The sequence below is a fragment of the Diaphorobacter sp. J5-51 genome (assembly GCF_001023515.1).
Lineage (GTDB): Bacteria > Pseudomonadota > Gammaproteobacteria > Burkholderiales > Burkholderiaceae_C > Diaphorobacter > Diaphorobacter nitroreducens.
Map to the genome: position 1 here is coordinate 1 of NZ_JSYI01000074.1, position 5,821 is coordinate 5,821.

9 protein-coding genes are annotated in these 5,821 nt (G+C 57.9%); 4 read left to right on the top strand and 5 right to left on the bottom strand.

The window, feature by feature from the left end; translation table 11 throughout:
• Positions 1 to 100: 100 nt before the first annotated feature.
• Entirely contained in the window at positions 101 to 502 is a 402-nt protein-coding gene (locus tag OX89_RS10270) for a PIN domain-containing protein (RefSeq protein ID WP_047350548.1), read from the bottom strand.
• Complete coding sequence (locus OX89_RS10275; RefSeq protein WP_234305549.1) at positions 502 to 723, bottom strand: type II toxin-antitoxin system PrlF family antitoxin; 222 nt, start codon at positions 721 to 723, stop codon at positions 502 to 504. Before OX89_RS10275 ends, OX89_RS10270 begins: the two co-directional genes overlap by 1 nt.
• 300 nt (positions 724 to 1,023) lie before the next feature.
• Here OX89_RS10275 and OX89_RS10280 point away from each other — a divergent pair, with 300 nt between their 5' ends.
• From OX89_RS10280 to OX89_RS10290, 3 genes are read left to right on the top strand one after another with little or no spacing between them, the layout of a single operon-like run.
• Entirely contained in the window at positions 1,024 to 1,302 is a 279-nt protein-coding gene (locus OX89_RS10280; RefSeq protein ID WP_047350549.1) for a BrnT family toxin, read from the top strand.
• Complete coding sequence (locus OX89_RS10285) at positions 1,268 to 1,582, top strand: BrnA antitoxin family protein (RefSeq protein WP_047350550.1); 315 nt, start codon at positions 1,268 to 1,270, stop codon at positions 1,580 to 1,582. The genes OX89_RS10280 and OX89_RS10285 overlap by 35 nt, the downstream gene beginning before the upstream one ends.
• An 18-nt stretch (positions 1,583 to 1,600) precedes the next feature.
• Positions 1,601 to 2,374, top strand: coding sequence for a hypothetical protein (locus OX89_RS10290; protein ID WP_052952261.1), 774 nt, complete (start codon positions 1,601 to 1,603; stop codon positions 2,372 to 2,374).
• Positions 2,375 to 2,392: 18 nt separating this feature from the next.
• Here the strand turns inward: OX89_RS10290 and OX89_RS10295 are convergent, their stop codons facing one another.
• From OX89_RS10295 to OX89_RS10305, 3 genes are all read right to left on the bottom strand, one after another.
• Entirely contained in the window at positions 2,393 to 3,052 is a 660-nt protein-coding gene (locus tag OX89_RS10295) for an SOS response-associated peptidase (protein WP_047350552.1), read from the bottom strand.
• Positions 3,053 to 3,225: 173 nt separating this feature from the next.
• Positions 3,226 to 4,125: an SPFH domain-containing protein gene (locus OX89_RS10300; RefSeq protein WP_047350555.1), complete on the bottom strand. Its 900-nt coding sequence runs from the start codon at positions 4,123 to 4,125 to the stop codon at positions 3,226 to 3,228.
• Between the two features lie 132 nt (positions 4,126 to 4,257).
• Positions 4,258 to 4,671 (bottom strand): H-NS histone family protein, encoded by a 414-nt coding sequence (locus OX89_RS10305; RefSeq protein ID WP_084002046.1) that lies wholly within the window; start codon positions 4,669 to 4,671, stop codon positions 4,258 to 4,260.
• A 691-nt stretch (positions 4,672 to 5,362) separates the two neighbouring features.
• Between OX89_RS10305 and OX89_RS10310 the strand changes: the two genes are divergently transcribed.
• The gene (locus OX89_RS10310) at positions 5,363 to 5,740 is read left to right on the top strand and encodes a hypothetical protein (protein WP_157497418.1); all 378 of its coding nucleotides are present in this window, start codon (positions 5,363 to 5,365) and stop codon (positions 5,738 to 5,740) included.
• The last annotated feature ends 81 nt before the right edge of the window (positions 5,741 to 5,821 follow it).

Here is a 5,821-nt window from a genome sequence, read left to right on the forward strand (position 1 = left end):
GCGGTACACGACCGCGATGTGAATGCGGCCAGGAACATTCTCGCGGCGGGGCATCGCCGTCTAGCAGTAGGAATCCCCGTCCTTTAGGGCGGGGAGGATGTCAAAATGCCTTCGCCCCCGTGGCTCTCGTGGCCTTCCTGTCGAACGTATAGAACGGCAATGCCCGCCCCTTGCGCGCAAGTGCCAGGTGCAGGTACTCCCCAAAATCCGCGCCGCCCTCGGCGTAGTCCATCAACGCCTGCTCCACAGCATCCTCGGACTCGAAACTCAATTCCACAACGGACAAAAGAGCCTCCAATGTCTCCAGAACCTGGGCCTTGGATTGGTTCAGCCTGGAGCGCAGTGCCAACTCCAGCTCCAGCACCACGGTGACCGGCACCAGAAGCATTTCGCTCTTCTTGGCGTGGCGCGCAAAAAGCCGATCGACCGCCTGCGCCTGCAGCGGGTCATCCTGGGCGACCAGGCGCACCAGGACGTTGGTATCGACGGAACCAGCCAGCATCAGGGCCGCATCTCCTCGATGTCCAGGCGCTGCCCCTTGGGCACTTTGACGATGCCTTTCACATCGGCGGCGGTTTTGTTCTTGACGCGCACGGACAAGCGCCCGCCCGCGAGGACATGCCACACCAGCCGAGTACCAGGCACGCCGCCAATGGCCTGACGGATTTCAGCCGGTACGGTTGTTTGCCCCTTGGCTGTAATCGTGGATTCTGCCATGTTCATTCCTTACAACTGATGAAATTGTAAGGCGCATGGATAGTATCCGCAAATCACGAATGCAACGCGGCAGACAGCCAAAAACTTCCGGCAAGGGGACTGCGCGTGGCAGCGAAATCGACATTCATTCTGCAATGCGAAGCATTCGAGCTAAGACATCGATGCCGAGCTTGGCTTTTGCACTTCGGCCGGATCATGTAATTCAAATTAACACGTCGATTTGCGCCGCTTTTCGCCAGTGTTCCTGTGCAGATTTGGCAGATGGCAGGAGCTTGATGTAACTACATTTTGACGCTACAATATTTCATGGACTTTGAGTGGGACGCTGACAAAGCGGCGCGAAATCTGAGGAAACACGGCGTCGCCTTTGAGGATGCCGCGCGGGTCTTTCTCGACAGCGGGCGTATCGAAAGCTACGACGGACGCTCAGACTACGGAGAGGATCGCTGGGCCACCATCGGACAGGTCTATGCAACGGTTCTGTACGTGGTCTACACCGTGCGGCACGAGGACACCACCCGCATCATTTCTGCACGAAAGGCACTCCACCATGAGCAAACGCAATATCGTGAAGCTAACGCTTGACGGGAACAACCCACCTCCGTTGACCAAAGAGCAAAAGGCGCGGCTGAATGCGCTGGCGGAGGTGCCTGATGATCAGATTGACACCTCGGATGCGCCTTCCCGCCCGGATGCTGTTTGGATGAAGGCGGCAGCAAAGTTGCCCCAAGCCAAGCAGCAAATCACGCTGCGCCTTGACGCCGAAGTGTTGGAGTTCTTCAAGCAAACTGGCACGCGCTATCAGTCGCGCATGAATGCCGTGCTGCGATCCTACGTTGAGGCGCACAAGGCGCGCGCGAAATAGCGCGTGAGTGGCATGCCCATGCAGCTTCTGGCCATCGTCTCCGTCCCCTCATCCGCGCGCGTGCAATGCCAAAACCCTGGCTGCGGACACGGCGTATATGCCGCGATCCACGTCGTCCAGGACGGGCAGGACATCCTGGTTCTGGGCTCAAGGTGCTACCGCAACCGCTACCAAGACGAAGCCAGCCAAACACCGGCCCTGGCAGGAGGCGCCTGGGGACACGGCGAACAACTCAGCGACGAAGACCGAAAGCTGTTGCAGGCCAACACCGCAGCCCTGGTCGAGGTTTTTCGCCAGCGGCTGGCGCAAGAGCAGCTCTTGGCCAGGCAACAGGCCGAGCAGCGCGAAGAACAGCGGCGCCAGGCCCAGGCCCGCAATGCGCAGCTGGTGCAACGCCAGCAGGCCCTGCAAGGCCACCCTCCACCATCGCAGGCCCAGGATGCACCCGCCCTGCCCCCTGCGCGGCCCTCAGCAGCCGATGCCAGGCCTTGGCCATGGCAGCACCGCAGCAATACCTCGGTGGCCGTTCTGCGCGATCCCGAGGGGCAAGACTGGGTGCGAGTGCAGCACAAAGACGGAAGCCAGAAACTCGCGCCCTGGCCGGTGTTTGACGGCTGGGATGAGGCCTTGCCGCCCAGCTGTGGTTCCCCGGATCTGGAGATCGAGGCCTATGCGGTGCCCAACATCGTGCAAGCGATCACCAAACTGCGCGCCATGGGGTTCAGCGACCCGGTCGTCGGCGTGTGGCCGCTGGTGAAACCGCGTGCTCAGTCTGGCGCATCTCCCAATTGAAGCGCGCGACAGCGGCGATCAGAGCAACTCCACGGCAAAGCTGCTCTCGCCCGGAATAGCAAATAGGCTTTGCGCCGTTTGTACCGTCCCCGCCAGCCAAGCGTCCCACGCCTGCGGCGGCAATGGAATCACGCTTCGCTTGTCCTGTTGATCGGGCGGCAAGCGCGGATCCGGTTTGTGCATGCGCCGCATCAGCGGATGATGATCGGCGTTGATGGTGAGCATGGTGTAGCTCTCATGCACCTCGCCGGAGGATTTATCGATCCAGGTATTCCACAGTCCAGCCAGGCCCCATGGCTTGCCGTCCGCACTCCTGAAACGCCACCAGACATTCTTACCGGTCTCCCAGCAGGGCTCATCGAACGACCTGGCCGGGATGATGCAGCGCTGGCCACGCGCCCATGGCTGCTTGAAGGTGGCCTTGGCGGCAAGCTCCTCGCTGCGCGCGTTGTTCGTGCTGTATGGCAACTTGGGCGTCTTGGCGAACCACGGGATCAGGCCCCATTGACCAATCACCAGCTCACGGCGATCTCCAGCCTGGTGCGCGGCCCTGCGGATGAACACGCCCTTGCCGCGCGGAAACACGACCTCATCCCACCAGCGGCTGGGTTGGTTTCGACCGACGCGCCATTCGCGCTCGATCTCGCGCTCCTCGGGCGTCTCATAGCGGTTGCACATGGCGCAAGGATATAGCAGGCGTTGACCAAATGCGCGACAAGCCCCGTCCAATTCAGGCGCCTTTGGCTCCAGGCTGCTGTGCAGCCAACTGAATTGGACGGGGCTTGTCGCGCATTTGGTCACAAGCGGACAACCGCATTGGCTGGAGCCGTTCGCGCAACCTCCATCAAACCTCAGGCAGCAATCGACTTCAATTTAGCAGTTTCACGACTCGCCAGCAGAGGCAACAAGGCTGTGTTGTGATCGGCGCTCTTCAAGTCGAGCACTATCAGATTTCCTTGTTTGCCGACATCACGCATCGCGTCAATCCTATTGGTTTCAAGCAGGATCTGTAGGGCGATCTGTGGATCCACTCCTTCGAGTTGGCTCAAGGAATGGCTCATGCCCCTGGCAAGAAGTTCGCGCGAGTCGGCCAAACCCTGGGCGCGAGCGCGCTGAGCATCCGCCTCTGCCTCTGCCTGCTTGACGGTCTTGATGCGCGATGCCTCGGCCTCGGCTACAGCTGCCTCTTTCAGGCGGCTGGCTTCCACCACGCGGTTGAAGGACGCCTGAACGGATTTCTCTACGGTTGGCTGATCCACCAAAACACCTTCCAATTCATAGCCAAAACCGCCCAGTCGCTGCCCCAAATCCTTGGACACCGATTCGGCAATTCGTTGTCGATCCGTGAACAACTCCTCCAGAGTCATGTTCGCGGCGATGCTGCGCACGGTGTTGAGCACCCAGGAGCGAATCTGGTCGTGGGGATTTTTCAGTTTGTAAAAGGCATCAGCCGCATTCACCTCCTGTATCTTGATCATCAAGGTTACGGGCAGTTCCACGAACATGTTGTTGCTGGTCTTGACCTCAACCGTGGCTGGCACAGCTTCGATCTTTAAGGAAAGGCGACCTGCAACTTGCTGAATCGGAAAGAAGACAAAGTGGAATCCCGGTGAAATCACGCGACTGAATTTACCGAGCGTTTGCACAATGCCAACTGTTTGTTGCTGAACAACCACCAGGAATTGAAACCCAACAACCAGAAATGCAAAGATGGCTAAAACCCAAGCCAATACGGTCAAATATGTACCCATACCATCAACCTCCATCAATCTAAATAGAAAACATCAACTGCTCAGACCCACACGCAACATGCCAGAAGCCGCGTCCCGATAAACGTTCAAATGAAAACCAGGAGGCAATCCCCTGGTTTTACACTCGGCAAATCAAATAGCAAACTGCTCGCGATCCTTGTCCCCAATCCATGCCGGAACCTTGCCTCGGCCCGTCCAGGTCGCACCCGTGGCCGGATCGCGGTATTTCGGCTGAGACGTGGACTCCTTGCGCTTGCGGCTGAAATTGAACTCAGGAAACACGTCGCTGGGCATAAGGCCAAACTGCGCGATCTTTGCCTGGATTTCTTTCACAACACCCTCCAGGTGACGCGTGCGGGCTTCTTGAATCTTGGCCTCCAATTCTTCACGCTCCTGGCGGGCGCGACGCTCCAACTCCTCACGCTGGGCAATCAGGCGGTCATAGTCGCCGGAGCCATGCACTTGTCCGAGCTCCAGATTCGCCTCATCCTGCAGCACCGCCGTGGCGCCAGCTTCCTCAAATTGATCAATGGTGTTTTCAAACATATTCAGTCACAACTAGTAGTAAAGACGCTTCATTCTAATATCGAAAACTTGAGTTTGTAGCGACTCAGGTGAATCGAATCGAAAAGCACGCATAATTACAGCATAGATTATTTGAGAATGAATTTGGAAATACGACACATTGGAGCGCATTTCGCCAATCCCCCACATCGAGTCCCGGAGCCTGGCGATGCATAGGCGCTCCGGGCACGATCTGTCAGAGGCTTTCCAGGCAATAGTCTTTGCATCCTGGCGGGACTGCAGCTAGAATCGCGTGCGCATGCTTGGGCTCAATCGCCGAAGCACAGCTCCTGACCGAGGAGCGAGTAAACAATCGGCAAAAATCGACTGGTCGCTCCAGTCACTCTAACCAGTTCTGCTCGCACACTGCAGTACCAAAGCGGCCTCCAACCACATGGAGGCACCGCAAACGAAAGACGGCACCAGCCGCTGCGCGCGAGCGCAAGCCCCCCCAAGGTCAACGCGCCTCGCCTGTGCGCTCATCCAGTTTCCCCAAGCGCCCATCCAGGCGCTTCGGAAAACTGCGATTTGGCACGTTCAAGGTAATCTTGGCCGTTCAATGTTCCTTGCTGGGGAATCAAAATAATCAGCATCAACCGCTCGCAAGAGCATCAACCCAACGGGTGCCATACGCCCGATGGGCATGTGGCATCCACACCCAATGGAGTACCACATGTCAATGAAAACCCACAAGCTCATCGTCAACATCGAGGCCGACAACGACTTCACCGATGCTGATGTAGAGCAGATTCTCGATCGGCTCATCAAGATTGGTCTGCAAGATGCAGATCGAACCTTGATGAACGATGAAGGTGACACCGAAGCAGCCGATAGGGCGATTTGCGTCAACATCAGCGCGCCCAAGGCTCTCCAAGCCCGGTGCCTGGTTGTCGTTTCAGGCGGCGTTGCGGACTACATCTGCGACGGCGATGTAGATGTCGAAGTCTTCGACTGGGACAACTACAAAGATGATCCTGAAAACACCCCCCTGCCGCCATCTCACTTTGCAGATCTGTCGGTCGCGGTTGACGTTCCTGTTAACGGGGACTAAACCATGAGCAAGCGAGTAGCTCAAGCGTAACTTTTTTTCAACCCTCGGGGTCGCCAGTCCCCAAGGGGATTGGTGACTCCA